Origin of the sequence: Vibrio sp. 10N.237.312.B06 (assembly GCF_041464685.1) — a bacterium.
In the GTDB taxonomy this organism is placed as follows: domain Bacteria; phylum Pseudomonadota; class Gammaproteobacteria; order Enterobacterales; family Vibrionaceae; genus Vibrio; species Vibrio tasmaniensis_A.
In genome coordinates this window covers 1-2991 of record NZ_JBFSPI010000171.1, presented here as the reverse complement: position 1 = coordinate 2991, position 2991 = coordinate 1, and the positions used below count along the sequence as shown (strand labels likewise).

1 protein-coding gene is annotated in these 2991 nt (G+C 32.0%); it reads right to left on the bottom strand.

The genetic code is table 11. The features are described 5' to 3' along the window. Positions 1–2991, bottom strand: a 2991-nt coding sequence (locus AB6C75_RS23225) for an amino acid adenylation domain-containing protein (RefSeq protein ID WP_372109459.1), incomplete at both ends; no start/stop codon positions are given.

Here is a 2991-nt window from a genome sequence, read left to right as displayed (position 1 = left end):
GTTTGGCAACCGGGGGAAACTTGCCAATTCCACATACAAACTCGGCACCATGTAATGGGGTAATTTATTTGATAAATAATCTCTTAAGTATGACAAGTTAAATTTTGCATCTTTTGACTCCGCTGAAAGATAATAAGCTATTAATAGCTTATTATCTTTTGAGTCATTACGTGATGAAACTACAACATCTTTGAATAGACCAGATTCTAATAGAGCACTCTCAACTTCACCAAGCTCTATACGAAAACCTCTAATTTTTACTTGATTATCACTCCTTCCATTCAACTCTAAATTACCATCTAACAACCACCTAGCTGAATCACCAGTTTTATATAAAAGCTTAAACTCTTCGGATTCGTTTTCAGAGTAAAAAGGATTATTAATAAAGCATTCTGATGTTAATTCTTCATTATTTAAATATCCTAATGATAGAGCAAAACCGGATATATACAATTCCCCTTTCACACCTATAGGCGATAAATTTAAAAACTCATCCAAAACAAAAATTTTAGTATTTTCTAGCGGTTTACCAATTGGTATAGTGTTAACAACCTGATCTACTTTATAGGAAGCACACCAAACAGTAGCCTCAGTTGGACCATATAAATTCCAAAGGTCTATATTATGATTCAACATACACTCTGCTAGATTTTTAGATAACTCTTCACCTCCACATAATGTTTTCAATTTATAATCTAGGCTAGGCCAATGTTCATCTAACAGCTTCCAAGTTGCAGGGGTTGCCTGCATTATAGTAACTTTTTCCTTTTTAATAATATTACTAATTTCAATTCCATCAGACGTTTTTCCATGAGGCATTAATACTACCCTAGCGCCAAAAGATAAAGGTAGGAAAAACTCTAAGATTGAAATATCAAACGAAAATGGTGTAACGCTTAACAAAGTATCAGTTGCATCTAAGTTAAACCTAGATTGCATTGAATAAATGAAGTTAGATAGACTTGTATGAGAGCACTTAACACCTTTTGGTTTTCCAGTGGAGCCTGATGTGTATATAACATACGATAACTCATCATCTACACCACTAAAATTATCAAGTTCTATATTACATGGAGAAATCTCACCTAATTTATTTTTTAATTCTTCCTCATCTATACAAATAGCTTCATCACCAACAAAACTAAAATTACTTTTTATATTTTCCTTTGTGATAATTACTGATAATAAAGCATCATTAGAAAAATATTCAAGCCTACTAGATGGGTAATTTATATCTAATGGAACATATGCACCTCCAGCTTTTAAAATTCCTAATATTGAAACAATCAAGTCAATTTCTTTTTCTAATAAAACCCCAACCAACTTATTTTTCAAAAATGGCTTATAATTAATCAAATAGCGAGCTAACTGATTAGATTTTTTATTTAACTCCTCGTATGTTATTTTTTCATCACAACAACATACGGATATCGAATCAGGAGAAGCTTTAACTTGTTTCTCAAACAAATCAGTAACTTTTTGTGTTAGATCGAATTTTACAGCTGTATCATTATACGATGTCAATAGTTTAGATCTTTGCTTTGAATCAATTAATTCATAGTCACTCAATTTTAAAAATGGATTATTAGCCACCTCACTCAACAAATGGATGAAACAGCCCACCATATTTTTAATTGTTTCATATTTAAACAGATCAGAATTAAACTCAAACCAACCTGAAAGTTCATCATTATTATTTAAAATTTCTATTGTTAAATCGTATTTAGCATTGTTAACATCGACCTCAACATTTGAAACATCCAAGCCATCAAAGCAAGGTTCCACATCTGAGAAATCTTGTAATATGAATAACACTTGAAAAAGTGGTGAATGATTTAAATGACGCTCACTTACCAACCTTTCAACAACACATTCAAAAGGAACTTCTTGGTGATTAAATGCCTCAATAGTGGCATTTTTAACCTGATTTAATAATGCAGTAAACGTTGAATTCTTATAAATTTTAGTTCTGATAACAAGTGTATTTATAAAATAACCCACTATCGGTTCAATATCTATATTATTTCTATTAGATACAACCGTACCGACACAAATATCTTCTTCACCAGAATACCTAGACAATAGTAAGTTAATCACTGACATCAGTGTCATAAACAGTGTAGCTCTTTCTTTTTCACTAAATTTTAGTAAAGAAGATGAGACATCTTTCGGTATTCTAAACTTAACCTTTGAACCAGAATACGTTTGCTTTTTAGGTCGACAAAAGTCTAGTGGTAGAGAAATTAACTTATTATAACCCGATAAATTAGCATCCCAATAGGAAGCTTTGTTATTAAGCACCTCATCTATCACCCAACTTCTGTGACATATAGAATAATCAACATAAGAACACTTTAATTTCGGAAGTGGGCTGGGTAAACCTCTAGAAAACGAATTATATAGTGTTGTTAACTCCTTTATAATTATCTTGCTAGACCATCCATCTGTAATAATGTGATGCATAGTTAAACATAATACTTTTTCGTATTTACTTATATTAATAAGCTTTGCACGAATTAACCTCTCAGAGGATAGATTGAAATTATGATCAGATTCACTTTTAATCAAATTTATTATTGTTTTTTTTCTTTCTTCAGGTTTTAATCTCGTAATATCAATAATTGGTAATTCAATCGAAAATGGTGGCCTTATAACTTGTGATACACCATTATCATCCATTATAAAATTCGTCCTTAGTGATTCATGCCTCCTTATTGTTTCGTTTAATGCTCTTTTAAGGGCACCTAAATTTAAATCACCTACAAATTTTAATGAGCTTTGAATATTATAAGCTACCAATTCACTTTCAAACTGATCAATAAACCACAAACTCTGCTGCTGATAAGACAACGGCAAATGACCGACCCTGTCTTGTGGAGTGATGGTCAGCGGTACAGCCCCCATGCCAGTTGAGCCTAATGCATCAATCCGCGCACCCATTAGTTCAACGGTCGATGCTTCAAATATTGATTGAAGTGTTAGCTCTACACC